This is a genomic window from Ruminococcus flavefaciens AE3010 (assembly GCF_000526795.1).
Classification (GTDB): Bacteria; Bacillota; Clostridia; order Oscillospirales; family Ruminococcaceae; genus Ruminococcus; species Ruminococcus flavefaciens_D.
The window spans coordinates 555,389-568,740 of sequence record NZ_JAGT01000001.1 but is presented as its reverse complement, the minus strand read 5'-3'; the positions used below and the strand labels follow the sequence as shown (position 1 = coordinate 568,740).

Genomic DNA, 13,352 nt, shown 5'->3' with positions numbered 1-13,352 from the left:
TAGTTTGGTTGGCAGACCGCATCTATTATAACAAAGGAGGTATGTTTTGGCTAATAGCTAAAGCTTTTTGTATTTCGATGAAAAGGCATAAGTAAATAAAAAACCGATACTCAATGAGTATCGGTTTTTGGGGTATGCTGATCGCATTGGTCTGAGTGACGGGACTTGAACCCACGGCCTCTACCACCCCAAGGTAGCGCGCTACCAACTGCGCCACACCCAGACGGTTACTTTATCGCAATCAACGATATATATTATATCACCATTATTATAGTTTGTCAAGCACTTTTTTGAAAAAAATTAAAATCTTTTTTATGCTTTGAAAAATCAGCAAAACGGATTATTTTTATTGTGCCTGTTGCTATTTATATATTTTTATGTTATAATGTTGAATGGAAGGAGATGAAAGAATGTATAAAAAATTTATTAAAGCCTCTTTGTTGGCTGATGTTCTCTCATTTCTTTTGTATGCATCAGGTACATGCGCTTTTGCAGCTGATAGCTCCGGCAAGACAGATGTACCAAAGGGAGTTATCATACTTATAATGATAGTCGTTTTTATCAGCTCGGCTGTAACCGCAGGTTTTGCAAGCTATAAAATAAAAACCGGAAGAAATAAAGCATCTGGAAAAGATAATACACAAAATACAAAAGATCAATAAAAGGAGTCATATATTATGGATATTGATCTTTATATCGACTTTATCTATCATGGCTTTTACAGACTTGAAGATATAGAAGAAAGATTTGAAGAGTATCATTCCATGGCAATTGAAGCTTCTTCTGAACTTGCTGATGATGAAGTTATCCTTTTTGCGATATATGCCTTTGACGAAGAGACAGAGCAGTTTATTTACGCAAACTTTATGCTGCGTAAGCTTAAACTTGATCATTACGCAAGAGTATGTCAAAGGCTTTCAAAATTTTGCAGATTATTCTGCATCTGGCAAAGTTAGGTGGTAATTCAATGAGTTTAAAAAATATTGCGGCAGCTGTATTTTCGGCTGTTTTTGTTTCGGCAGCGGGGCTTGCTGTATTTGCGGCAGGTTCAGTCTCAACATTAAACGGCAATAACGCCGTAGCTGCAACTACAGTTAATACTACAAATTCTTCGGGAACTGCTTTATCAGCGACCTCTGAAACAACAACTACAACTGTTACCACTGAACCTACTACTGAGCCCACAACTCTGAAAACATACTATATAAAGTTTCTGGACTTTGACGGAAAGCTAATGACTACTCTTGAAGTCGAAGAGGGCGATCCTATCAATTACAGCTCTGTTGATACATCTTCTCTTCATAAGCACTTAGGTGTTAATACTGAGCAGGCTTTTTCGTCATGGGATATAAAACCGTCATTTGCGGATCAGGATTATACTATCCATGCATTATCCCAGACGGCTACAATTACATTCAAAAAACCGCCGCAGAAGTACCGCTATTTCTCCGCAAGAGGCAATGTTATTCTTGACGGTCTTGAAGTATCGGTTACAAAGACAGTTCAGAAACCCGAAAAAGATAAAAACGGCAATTATATCGTTGAAGAAAATATTGTAGATATTTCTGCAAGCTGTAAAGCCTCCCCTTCTTCTCTTGCGGAAGCCTTTGCAAAATCCGATAAAGCTACAATAACCGTATACCCTCTCGGAGATAAAAAATCCATCTGTCAGTTCGATATCATCTGCTACAGAGACCTTGGCGATGTCAATGAGGACGGTTATATCAACTCAACGGACGCTTCTGCTGTGCTTACTGCATATGCAAATATGGCTGCATCGAAAAACTACACCGTGTCCGATAAGTTTGTCAGTCTGGCTGACGTAAATATGGACGGCAGTGTAAATGCCCGTGATGCTTCTCATATACTGAATTATTATGCCAAAACATCTACTACCACTGAGTTTATGGACTGGGAAAGCTTTTTCGATTATGATAAAATACTCGGTAAAAAATAATATGGTTTATCGGTATGAATAAAGAATGGTCCGTACTTAATAAAACTATGCAGCAGCTCCTCAAAAAGGAAGATACATATAAAGGTGGTATTGACGCTTTATTTAACCTGAGGGATCAACTCATGGAGGTAATGGATTCTTTCAGAGCTGAATTGTCCCGCGAAGACTTTAACGCTATACCTTTTATGAACGCAGACGGTTATCACAGTAAGACTATCGCCTATTCCATGTGGCATATATTCCGTATTGAAGATATAGTTGCACATACGCTTATAAACAGTGATGAACAGTTATTCTTTGCTGAAGGCTATCAAAAGCGTATAAACTCCCCTATCATTACAACAGGAAATGAGCTTGTAAAAGAGGAAATAACTGATTTTTCCATGCAGCTCGACATTGATGAGCTGTACAGTTATATACATGATGTAAAAAGCAGTACAGAAAGCATTATCAGCAGCATTCCCTTTTATATGCTAAAAAACAAGGTATCCGTAGAAGGTAGAAAAGCTCTTGAAGCCTCAAACAGTGTGAGCAAAGATGAAAACGCTGTCTGGCTCATAGATTACTGGTGCGGTAAGGATATCCGAGAACTTATCCAAATGCCCTTTTCACGGCACTGGATAATGCACACGGAAGCTGCGATACGTATAAAAAACAAAATCAAAAAATAATTTAATTCCTGAAAGTGTATCAAACTACTTTCAGGAATTTTTTCTTGTCTGCTTTAATAAAAATTTTTATGAACTTTTTTCGTTTTTCCTATTGAAATTTATAGAAATATAATGTATAATTATAAAGTAATGCTTTTGCGCAGAACACTATTATTAAAGGAGTGCTTAAAATGTACAACGATCTTATGGATTCAATCGGTTTCGTTAGCAGCTATGATCCTGCTGTAGGCGAAGCTATGGGCAAGGAGCTCGCTCGTCAGCAGAGAAATCTTGAGCTCATCGCAAGCGAAAATATCGTTTCTCCGGCAGTTATGGCTGCTATGGGAAGCGTTCTTACTAATAAGTATGCTGAGGGTTATCCCGGAAAGCGTTACTACGGCGGTTGCCAGTGCGTTGACGAGGTAGAGGCTATAGCTATTGAGAGAGCATGTAAGCTCTTCGGCGCTAAGTTCGCAAACGTTCAGCCACACTCAGGTGCTCAGGCTAATACAGCTGCATATTTCGCAGTTCTTCAGCCGGGTGATACAGTTCTCGGTATGAGCCTTGCAGACGGCGGACACCTCACACATGGTTCACCTGTTAACCTCTCAGGTAAGTATTTTAACTTTGTTTCATACGGTCTCGACGATGAGACAGAGATGATAAACTATGATACAGTACAGGCTCTCGCAAATGAGCACAAGCCAAAGCTCATCGTTGCAGGTGCAAGTGCTTATCCAAGAGCTATTGACTTCAAGAGACTTCGTCAGATCGCTGATTCAGTAGGAGCTCTCCTCATGGTAGATATGGCTCATATCGCAGGTCTTGTTGCAGCAGGCTGCCACGAGTCCCCTGTTCCTTATGCTGATATTACAACAACAACTACACATAAGACTCTCCGCGGACCAAGAGGCGGACTTATCCTCACAAACGACGAGGCTCTTGCTAAGAAAATCAACTCTGCCATCTTCCCGGGAACACAGGGCGGTCCTCTGATGCACACTATCGCTGCTAAGGCTGTATGCTTCGGTGAGGCTCTCAAGCCTGAGTTCAAGGACTATCAGCAGAGAATCGTCAAGAACGCAAAGGCTCTTGCTGACGGTCTCGTAAAGAGAGGCTTCAACCTCGTTTCAGGCGGTACAGACAACCACCTAATGCTGGTTGATCTCCGTCCTTTCAGCATCACAGGTAAGGAGCTTGAGCACAGACTTGATGAGGTTTACATCACAGTAAACAAAAACGCTATCCACAATGATCCTGAGAAGCCTTTCGTAACAAGCGGTATCCGTATCGGTACTCCTGCTGTTACAACAAGAGGTCTGGGCATCGAGGAAATGGAAAAGATCGCTGAGTACATCTACCTCTGCGCTACAGATTTCGAGAACAAGGCTGACGAGATCCGTGCAGGCGTAAACGCTATCTGCGAGAAGTTCCCACTTTACAAGTAATCAAAAGCCAATAAGGGACGGACGAGCTGTCCGTCCCTTGATTTTTATAATTATAGGAGTATACTATGAAACGCGAACTCGGAATAGCCAGATGCGGACTGGCTTGCTGCCTGTGCTCTGAAAATGTTGAATGTAAAGGCTGCAAACGTGACGGTTTTCTTGATCTTTCATGGTGCAAGGACGCAGAATGGTGCGTAAACAGAAAATGCGTAATTGAAAAGAACATAAACGGCTGCTATGAGTGTGAACCGAAAGACTGCCGCAAAGGTTTATATGCGGATAAAATAAAAGCTCGCGCTTTTGCGGAATATGCAAGAAGATTTGGCGTAGATGAGCTTCTGGACTGTCTTGAAAAAAACGAAAAAGCAGGTATTGTTTACCACAGAGAGGGCATTATCGGCGATTATGACGATTTCGACGACATCGAAGCCCTGATACGTTTTATTCAAACAGGCAATCGCTGATTCATAATATGAGAATTAACATAAAGTCGCTCTATCTTTGCGTTAAAGACATGGAAAGAGCTATAAAGTTCTACGAGGAGCTTTTTGAGCAGAAAGTAACCGAAAAAGACGATGTTTACAGCGTTTTCGATGTAAACGGTTTTCGATTGGGCTTATTTGCCTATGAAAAGAAGAATGAACTGCACACTTTCGGCAGCAACTGCCTGCCAAGTATCAGCGTTGAAAGTATTGACTGCCTGAATGAAAAGCTTAACGGAAAAGAGATATGCTTTCCTGTAACCCGTATTGGAAACAACTGGGTGGCTGAATTTGTTGATTCAGAGGGTAATCACATTGAAATCACCGCACCTGCAAAGTAAAATGAAAGGAGAAACGTTATGTCTGCACCTTTAGCCGATAAAATACGTCCGAAAACTCTTGCCGACGTGGTCGGTCAGGAGCATATACTCGCCGAGGGCAAACCGCTCCGCCGAATAATCGAAAGCGGTACTGTTCCCAACATGATATTCTACGGACCGTCGGGAGTCGGTAAGACCACTGTTGCCCGTATTATTGCCGAAAACTGTGGTATGTCACTGTACAAGCTGAACGGCACTAACGCTTCACTGTCTGATATCAAGGACGTTGTTGCAGATATAGGCACCTTCGGCAGCGAGAACGGCATACTCCTCTATCTTGACGAGATACAGTACCTCAACAAAAAACAGCAGCAAAGTCTCCTTGAATACATCGAAAACGGTGATATCACTCTTATTGCTTCTACTACTGAAAATCCATATTTCGCCGTTTATAATGCCGTTATCAGCCGAAGTACCGTATTCGAGTTCAAGCCTGTTACTGCAGAACAACTCATACCCGCCATAAAACGAGCCTTTCGCATAATGTCCGAGGAAAACGGCTATGAGGTCGTGGCTTCAGATGATATCATAAACAAGATCGCGTACAGCTGCGGCGGAGATGTGCGAAAAGCTATGAATACTGCGGAGCTTGCTGTTGTCTGCGGTGAAGCTTCTGACGGCAAGGTGACGGTCACTGCTGATTCGCTGGAGGTTCTTGCTCAGCGCAGCAATATGCGCTATGACCGCGACGGTGACCAGCATTATGATATACTTTCTGCGTTTCACAAGTCTGTACGCGGCTCCGACGAAAATGCGGCTCTGCATTATGCTGCCCGTCTTATTGCCGCAGGTGATATTATCTCTCTGTGCAGGAGAATGCTGTGTATAGCTTCCGAGGATGTAGGTCTCGCCTACCCTATGGCTGTACCGATAGTAAAGGCTTGTGTGGACTCTGCTTTGCAGCTTGGACTTCCTGAGGCGAAGCTTCCTATTTCTGAGGCAATAATCCTCATGGCTACAGCTCCGAAATCAAACAGCGCCTGCATGGCTATAGATGCTGCACTTGAAGATATAAAGAGCTGCGACGCTCTTGACTTTCCGCGGCATTTGCAGAATGTTCACTGCGACGGCAAGGGTGCAAAGGTCGTTGGACAGCATTATCTTTACCCTCATGACTTTCCCGATCATTATGTTAAACAGCAGTACCTTCCAGATGCTCTCGCAGACCATGTTTATTATCAGTTCGGGGATAATAAGCAGGAACAGGCTGCATACCAGTATCGACAGAAAATACTGGAAAAACATGATAAATAGACCTATCCGCAGTATCAACTGCGGATATTTTATTGTCAAGATACCTAATTTCATCGTATAAAACTGAAATTATTTGGTCTTGACAAAACTCTTAAAAAATGTTATAGTAATTAAGTAGAATACAATTGTTCACCACTGGCGGACTATTTTTACAAAAACATTTAAGGTGATTTCGATTATGGATAATAAATCACAGCTTATTGTTGCCGATTCAAAAATACTTCCTGAGGTCTTTACCAAGGTCCTTGAAGTAAAAAAGCTTATGGCACAGAAGGGCGAAAAGAGCTTCGCTTCTGCCTGCAAGCGTATCGGCATATCACGCAGCGCTTATTATAAGTACAAGGACAGCGTTTTCTCCTATGAGGAGCTTTTCAATCGCAAGATAGTCAATATCTATCTGCTTCTGAGCGACAGTCCCGGGGTACTTTCGAGTGCTCTTGTTTTTCTTCATGATCTGAATGCTAATATCCTTACCGTAAATCAGAGTATCCCTGTTGACGGAGCTGCTGCGGTAAATATTTCGCTCAGACTTACAGGCGAGTCAAACGACGAACTCGTCAAGCTTAATTCAATTACTGAACTCGACGGAGTCTTGGAGGTCAAGATACTTTCTGCCGAGTAATTTACGGAGGTTTCTTTTATGTCAGCTAAATTTGCAGTTTTAGGTCACGGTGTAGTAGGTTCGGGCGTTGTTGAGCTCTTTTACAAGAACAGAAAGAGCATCGAAAAGCACGCAGGAACTGAAATGGATATAAAGTATATTCTTGATCTCAGAGATTTCCCTGAGTCTCCTTATGCTGACAAGTTTACCAAAAACTTTGATGATATTCTCAATGACGACGAAGTTGTTTCTGTTGCAGAGTGCATGGGCGGCGTTGAACCTGCATTCACTTTTGTAAAAGCTTGCCTTGAAAAGGGTAAGAGCGTTTCAACATCAAACAAGGAGCTTGTAGCTGAAAAAGGTGATATTCTTCTTCAGACAGCTAAGGAGCATAACTGCAACTTCTTCTTTGAAGCCAGTGTTGGCGGTGCTATTCCTATAATTCGTCCACTCCACAGATGTCTTGCAGCCAATGATATAACAAAGGTAGCAGGTATCCTTAATGGTACAACAAACTTTATTCTCACAAAGATGTACAATGACAATATGCCTTTCGCAGAAGCTCTCAAGCTCGCTCAGGAGCTTGGCTACGCTGAAAAGGATCCTACAGCAGATATCGAAGGTCACGACGCCTGCCGCAAGATATGTATTATCTCTTCACTTGTATTCGGCAAGCACGTTTATCCCAAGAACGTTTTCACAAAGGGTATCACTGATATACAGCTCTGCGACGTAGAGGCTTCAGATGTGCTTGGTTATGCTATCAAGCTTATTGCCTGCGTTTCAAAACTTGATAACGGCAAGATCCTTCCGTCTGTAATGCCCATGCTTGTTTCATACGACAGCATCATGTCAGGTGTAAATGACGTTTTCAATGCAGTACTTGTTTACGGCGACGGCATCGATCAGACGATGTTCTACGGTCGAGGTGCGGGTAAGCTGCCTACTGCAAGTGCGGTAATGGGCGATGTTATTGAAGCTGTAAAGCACAAGGTAACTGTTTTCTCACAGTCATGGGAGTCGTCTTCCGACAATTCATTCGTTGAAAGCATTGATAACTTTAGCTCACACTGGTATTTCCGCGTTCCAAGCGGTTCTGAGATCGGCGGAGTTGAAGTTTACAATAATGAGAACGGCTTATCTTACATTACAACAGAAAAGCTTTCATTTGCAGAAGCAAAGGCTAAAGCAGCTGCGCTTGGAGCTCTTGCTTATCTGCCTGTTCTCGAATAATATAATAATCCCAGATGCTTCCGAAATAACTCGTAAGTATCTTTTTTAGGAGAAAAAGATGTCTTACCTAATATCAGATAAGTACAAGGAATGGGAAGCTCTTTGCGACAAACGTTTCCAAAGGCTCAAACAGAACGAAGAAAAGCTGAATCGTTTCTTTATTGATCTTTACAATATTGCCGACGAGCTTGACCCACAGGTCGATGATGCGGATATAACTGTCAGACGTGCCGAACTTACACGCGAGATAAAGAGCCTTATAAGCTATGCCGTAGGCTGCATATTCGGACGATATTCCGTTGACAGAGAGGGATTGTGCTTTGCTGGAGGAGAATGGGACAGTTCAGCATACAAGACTATAATCCCCTGCGCCGATAACATCATGCCTGTTAACGATTGGGAACACGGTCTTACAGCAGCTGTGATCGATTTTATGGAAAAGGTTTACGGCGGCGACACCATTGAAGAAAACCTTGATTTTATTGCTGCCGCTCTCGGAGACGCTTCTGATTCTCGTAAAGTAATTCACGATTATCTGCAAAAATCTTTTTTTGCTGATCATGCCAAAATATACAGGAACCGTCCGATCTATTGGCAGTTCAGCTCAGGAAAAAAAGGAGCTTTTCGCGCAATAATGTACATTCATCGTTACGATGATGAGCTTCTGAGCGTACTTGAAAACAATTATGCACTCCCCTATTTTGCCGAACTGAAAAGCAAGCTTTTAAAACTCAGTGAAGAATATAATAAAGCCGTCGGCAATGATAAAGCCGGACTGCGGCGCGATATTTCACGTATGCAGACGCTGATACTTGAGATGGAGGGCTTCATAAACAAGCTCCACTTAATGGCTGAAAAGCACATAAAGCTTGATCTGGACGACGGCGTAAAAGCAAATTATGAAAAGCTGAAAGATATACTCGTATAAATGGTATCATAAGACACAAAAAAGCGATAGACTGGATGTCTATCGCTTTTATCTATACTGTTGCGTAAAGATTTGTTTCCCATGCAGGGATATAAAGCTGATGTCTGATATACAGCTTATATGCGGGATTGAGCTTCTTTATGAGCAATGGAAGTTCAAAAATATCCTCGTTTCTGTGGTATAGTGATACCATCATCTTGGGAGCATAGTGAGATATAGTCCTTGCAGCTCCCCATATAGCCTCGCGCTCAAAGCCCTCAACGTCCATTTTGATAATAGTCGCCGGCTTTTTAGCAAGGATACTGTCTACTGAAAGAGCTCCTATCATATTCTCCGACTCAGCCGTTATTGCGGACTGACGTCCTGCTTTTGCAGCAAAAGGAAGCTCGGTATCAATGCACCATGCTGCTGAGTTATATGCATAAACATGTGGCATACCGTCGATGAATTTAGCAAGCTTTTTGAAATTCTTTTTGTCAGGCTCCAGAGCATATATGGAAGAATATCTGCCCTGAGTAAACTCAAGGAGCTCCTTTATAGTATCGCCGTTATATGCTCCGAGATCCACATATATCTCACCGAAATTAGGTTTTATTATACGCTTGTAGATATCGGCTTTTGTTGTAGTAACAGCTGAAAGATAATCTATCTTGCCGCTTATCTTAAAATTAATGATATTGGCATATACCTTGCGTGAATAGTCGTCTGCAAGACTGTCATAGACCTTCTGTATTTTGTCTTCGTTCTCCATGCAGTATTCATAGGTGAACAGTCCCCTGCCCACAACCGGCACGTCAGGTACATACAGGGTATGCTTTGAAGCTATCTCCTGTACCTTGTCAACTATTTCCTGATAGCCTGCCGCAAAAGCAAGAACTACGACAAAGTCGTCAACTGCTTCCTCTATCTCGGAAAGCTTATGGACTCTGTAGCCCTCGAATGAATGACCTCGTACAAAATCATCGCTTGCAAAGATACCTGCTACCGTTATATGCTTGTCACGGAAAACGGACATTATCTTCAATGCGCCGTCGCCCATTCCGTAGATGAATATGGGACGTTCTTCCGCTTTTAGTCTGTCCCAGCTGGATTGTTTTTCAGTTATAAACGAGAGCATTGCCCCTATCACCTCTTTAATCAATAATCGCCGTCATGATCACCCACATCATCGTAATCGTCGTGGTCGTGGTCGTGATACATGGCTGCCATCATGTCTCTGCCTCTGATACCATACTTATCTCTCATGATATTCAGATATTTATCAATAAGCTCCGATACCTTTCTGACATTCTTGACACAGTGAACTTCCTTTGAAGGAGTATCTGCATCACGGCTGTATATGATTATTGTTCCGCAATTGAATAAACGCTGAAAGAAAGGATATTTTACCTTTTTATCGGTTATCTTATAGAGATCTATCTCGTCCTCATCAATGTTGAGGAAACCTGTTCTTGTGATGAACTTTGTCTCTGTAAGATAATAGCGTGTAAAAGTAAGAGGCAGTCCGAAAAGAGAACGTTTTTTATCTGTCCATACATAATCAAACGAATTTTTTTTCATAGCATGATCCTCCAATCCTTATCTGACAAACCTTATATTACTATTTTAACACATATTGCAGCGATAGTCAACTATCTTACCTTATAAAACTATATTTGCAACAAATTGGAGAACCCATATATATTTCTTTTGCACAAAAGGAACTTATTTTTTTCGTAAAAATGGAAAAAAACTCTTTACAAAACATTTTTTATGTGGTATAATATTATCACCGTGTACTTGGTTCGGGGCTTGACCTCGATTTTCACCCCCCACTGAGTTGACGGAATATTTATTAAGAGGTGCTTCAAATGTTATTGAAGGATGAAAAGACAGCCGTTATTGAGGCTAACAGAACACACGAAAAAGACACAGGTTCTCCTGAGGTTCAGATCGCTATTCTCACAAGAAGAATCAACGATCTCACAAACCACCTCAAGACACACAAGAACGACCATCACTCAAGAAGAGGTCTTCTTAAGATGGTTGGTCACAGACGTAACCTTCTCGGATATCTCAAGAAGAAGGACATCAACAGATACCGTGCTGTCGTAGAGAAGCTCGGTCTCCGTAAGTAATTACAAATGTAAAAGAAGGCAGTGGGGTTCTATGCCCTTCTGCCTTTACGTCTATCAGAGTGCAGGGATTAGAAGTCAGAGGTAAGAGTTATGAAACTGATCTATCGTGCTTTTACCTCTAACTTCTAAAAGCTCTCCTCTGATAAATATTAAAAAATTGGAGGCATAATAAAGATGTTTGAAAACTACAGAACTTTTGAAACAACTTATGCAGGCAGACCTCTCGTTGTAGAGACAGGTAAGACCTGCGGACTGTCAAACGGTTCTTGCTGGGTAAGATACGGCGAGACTGTTGTTATGGCTAATGTTACTGCAAGTGCAAAGCCAAGAGAGGGCGTTGACTTCTTCCCTCTTTCAGTTGACTACGAAGAGAGACTTTACTCAGTAGGCAGGATCCCCGGCTCATTCACAAAGCGTGAGGGCAAGCCTTCCGAAAAGGCTATCCTTACTTCACGCTGCGTTGACAGACCTATCCGTCCTCTGTTCCCCAAGGACATGAGAAACGATGTTTCTGTTGTTATGACAGTTCTTGCTGTTGAGCCTGATAACTCACCTGAGATCGCAGGTATGATAGCTACATCAATTGCTATCTCTATTTCTGATATCCCATGGAACGGCCCTATCGCAGGCATCAACGTTGGTCTTGTTGACGGTGAGATCGTTCTCAATCCTACTCTCGAGCAGAGAGCTAAGACAGACCTCACACTTACAGTTGCAGGTACTGCTGAAAAGATCGTTATGATTGAGGCTGGCGCTAACGAAGTTCCCGAGGACACTATGCTGGAAGCTATCCTTAAGGGTCATGAGGAGATCAAGAAGATGGTCGCTTTCATCAGTGATATCCGCGCACAGATTGGTAAGCCTAAGTTCACATTCGAGTCAATGGAAGTTGATCACGATATGTTCGACGCTATCGAGGCTTTCGCTGCTGACCGTGTAAAGGTAGCTCTTGATACAAACGACAAGAATGTACGTGATGAGAGACTTGCTCCTATTGTTGACGATATCCATGCTAACTTTGATGAGAAGTATCCCGAGCAGATTGCTATGATCGATGAGTGCATCTATAAGCTCCAGAAGAAGATCGTTCGTGCATGGCTTTATGAGGGCAAGCGTGTTGACGGACGCGGCATTGACGAGATCCGTCCTCTGGCAGCTGAGGTCGGCGTACTTCCCCGTGTTCACGGTTCAGGTCTTTTCACAAGAGGTCAGACACAGGTACTCACTATTGCTACACTTGGTCCTGTAAGCGACGCTCAGAAGATAGACGGTCTCGACGAAGAAGACTCCAAGAGATATATGCATCAGTACAACTTCCCAAGCTACTCAGTTGGTGAGACAAAGCCCAGCAGAGGACCCGGACGCCGTGAGATCGGTCACGGTGCTCTTGCAGAGAGAGCTCTTGCTCCTGTTATCCCTCCTGTTGAGGAATTCCCATACGCATTCAGACTCGTTTCAGAGGTTCTTTCCTCTAACGGTTCTACATCACAGGGCTCTATCTGTGGTTCTACACTTGCTCTTATGGACGCAGGTGTACCGATCAAGGCTCCTGTTGCAGGTATCTCCTGCGGACTTATTACTCTTCCCGACAGTGATGACTTCATGACAATGGTAGATATCCAGGGTCTTGAGGACTTCTTCGGCGATATGGACTTCAAGGTAGGCGGTACTCATAAGGGTATCACAGCTATTCAGGTAGATATAAAGGTTGACGGTCTTACACCTGCTATCATCAAGGAAGCATTTGAAAAGACAAGAAAGGCTCGTCTGTATATCCTCGACGAGATCATGCTCAAGGCTATCCCGGAGAGCAGACCTACAGTAAATAAGTACGCTCCCAAGATGCTCCAGACAAAGATCCCAGTTGACAAGATACGCGAGGTTATCGGTCAGGGCGGTAAGGTTATCCAGAAGATCTCAGCTGACTGTGACGTTAAGATCGATATCAGCGATGACGGTAATGTATTCATCAGCGGTGTTGACGGCGATAACGCTAACAAGGCACTCCAGATAATCCATACAATTGCCAACGATCCTGAGGTAGGTGCTATCTACAAGGGTAAGGTTGTAAGAATCATGGACTTCGGTGCTTTCGTAGAGATAGCTCCAGGTAAGGACGGACTTGTTCACATCTCTAAGCTTGACAAGCAGAGAGTTGAAAAGGTAGAGGACGTTGTTTCTATCGGTGACGAGATAGTTGTAAAGGTTACAGAGATTGATCGTCAGGGCAGAATCAATCTCTCACGCAAGGACGCTCTTGCTGATATTGAAGCTAAGAAGAACAGCTAAAAACATTAGCTCC

The 13,352-nt window shown here is 42.7% G+C and carries 15 protein-coding genes and 1 tRNA gene; 13 read left to right on the top strand and 3 right to left on the bottom strand.

Features of this window, described 5'->3' with window-relative positions; all coding sequences use genetic code 11:
- Positions 1-147: 147 nt before the first annotated feature.
- Positions 148-223, bottom strand: a tRNA-Pro gene (locus tag N774_RS0102540).
- Positions 224-410: 187 nt separating this feature from the next.
- Here N774_RS0102540 and N774_RS0102535 point away from each other — a divergent pair.
- From N774_RS0102535 to N774_RS0102485, 11 genes are all read left to right on the top strand, one after another.
- Positions 411-662, top strand: a complete 252-nt coding sequence (locus N774_RS0102535) for a hypothetical protein (RefSeq protein WP_024859733.1) — start codon at positions 411-413, stop codon at positions 660-662.
- A 15-nt stretch (positions 663-677) separates the two neighbouring features.
- A complete protein-coding gene (locus N774_RS0102530; RefSeq protein WP_024859732.1) occupies positions 678-956 on the top strand; it encodes a hypothetical protein in 279 nt (92 codons plus the stop codon).
- Positions 957-967: 11 nt separating this feature from the next.
- Positions 968-1,957: a dockerin type I domain-containing protein gene (locus N774_RS0102525; RefSeq protein WP_024859731.1), complete on the top strand. Its 990-nt coding sequence runs from the start codon at positions 968-970 to the stop codon at positions 1,955-1,957.
- A gap of 14 nt (positions 1,958-1,971) precedes the next feature.
- Positions 1,972-2,628, top strand: a complete 657-nt coding sequence (locus N774_RS0102520) for a hypothetical protein (protein WP_024859730.1) — start codon at positions 1,972-1,974, stop codon at positions 2,626-2,628.
- Positions 2,629-2,798: 170 nt separating this feature from the next.
- Positions 2,799-4,055, top strand: a complete 1,257-nt coding sequence (gene glyA, locus N774_RS0102515; RefSeq protein ID WP_024859729.1) for a serine hydroxymethyltransferase — start codon at positions 2,799-2,801, stop codon at positions 4,053-4,055.
- A gap of 65 nt (positions 4,056-4,120) precedes the next feature.
- Positions 4,121-4,519 (top strand): hypothetical protein, encoded by a 399-nt coding sequence (locus N774_RS0102510; RefSeq protein WP_024859728.1) that lies wholly within the window; start codon positions 4,121-4,123, stop codon positions 4,517-4,519.
- A gap of 8 nt (positions 4,520-4,527) precedes the next feature.
- Positions 4,528-4,878, top strand: coding sequence for a VOC family protein (locus N774_RS0102505; protein ID WP_024859727.1), 351 nt, complete (start codon positions 4,528-4,530; stop codon positions 4,876-4,878).
- Between the two features lie 18 nt (positions 4,879-4,896).
- On the top strand, positions 4,897-6,171 hold the full coding sequence (locus N774_RS0102500) for a replication-associated recombination protein A (protein WP_024859726.1): 1,275 nt from the start codon (positions 4,897-4,899) through the stop codon (positions 6,169-6,171).
- 178 nt (positions 6,172-6,349) lie between these two features.
- Positions 6,350-6,793: an ACT domain-containing protein gene (locus N774_RS0102495; protein ID WP_024859725.1), complete on the top strand. Its 444-nt coding sequence runs from the start codon at positions 6,350-6,352 to the stop codon at positions 6,791-6,793.
- Positions 6,794-6,811: 18 nt separating this feature from the next.
- Entirely contained in the window at positions 6,812-8,005 is a 1,194-nt protein-coding gene (locus N774_RS0102490) for a homoserine dehydrogenase (RefSeq protein WP_024859724.1), read from the top strand.
- A 58-nt stretch (positions 8,006-8,063) separates the two neighbouring features.
- Positions 8,064-8,933, top strand: a complete 870-nt coding sequence (locus tag N774_RS0102485) for a hypothetical protein (protein WP_024859723.1) — start codon at positions 8,064-8,066, stop codon at positions 8,931-8,933.
- 52 nt (positions 8,934-8,985) lie between these two features.
- Here N774_RS0102485 and N774_RS0102480 read toward each other — a convergent pair whose 3' ends face one another.
- Positions 8,986-10,050: an FkbM family methyltransferase gene (locus tag N774_RS0102480; protein ID WP_024859722.1), complete on the bottom strand. Its 1,065-nt coding sequence runs from the start codon at positions 10,048-10,050 to the stop codon at positions 8,986-8,988.
- 20 nt (positions 10,051-10,070) lie between these two features.
- Complete coding sequence (locus N774_RS0102475) at positions 10,071-10,493, bottom strand: PH domain-containing protein (RefSeq protein ID WP_024859721.1); 423 nt, start codon at positions 10,491-10,493, stop codon at positions 10,071-10,073.
- A gap of 290 nt (positions 10,494-10,783) precedes the next feature.
- On the opposite strand from N774_RS0102475, the gene rpsO reads away from it, so the two are divergent.
- The gene (rpsO, locus tag N774_RS0102470) at positions 10,784-11,050 is read left to right on the top strand and encodes a 30S ribosomal protein S15 (RefSeq protein ID WP_024859720.1); all 267 of its coding nucleotides are present in this window, start codon (positions 10,784-10,786) and stop codon (positions 11,048-11,050) included.
- A 174-nt stretch (positions 11,051-11,224) separates the two neighbouring features.
- Positions 11,225-13,339, top strand: a complete 2,115-nt coding sequence (locus tag N774_RS0102465; RefSeq protein WP_024859719.1) for a polyribonucleotide nucleotidyltransferase — start codon at positions 11,225-11,227, stop codon at positions 13,337-13,339.
- The last annotated feature ends 13 nt before the right edge of the window (positions 13,340-13,352 follow it).